We start from the raw sequence: 238 nt of genomic DNA on the forward strand, positions 1-238 counted from the left end.
GGTCGCAAGACTAAAACTCAAATGAATTGACGGGGGCCCGCACAAGCGGTGGAGCATGTGGTTTAATTCGATGCAACGCGAAGAACCTTACCTGGCCTTGACATAGTAGAGACTTTCCAGAGATGGATTGGTGCCTTCGGGAATCTACATACAGGTGCTGCATGGCTGTCGTCAGCTCGTGTCGTGAGATGTTGGGTTAAGTCCCGCAACGAGCGCAACCCTTTTCCTTACTTGCCAG

The 238-nt window shown here is 51.7% G+C and carries 1 rRNA gene; it reads left to right on the forward strand.

The window, feature by feature from the left end:
- Positions 1-238: ribosomal RNA gene (locus ACEO2X_RS14755) — 16S ribosomal RNA — on the forward strand; the annotation flags it as partial.

This window comes from Acinetobacter sp. AL9 (assembly GCF_041464035.1).
Classification (GTDB): Bacteria; Pseudomonadota; Gammaproteobacteria; order Pseudomonadales; family Moraxellaceae; genus Acinetobacter; species Acinetobacter towneri.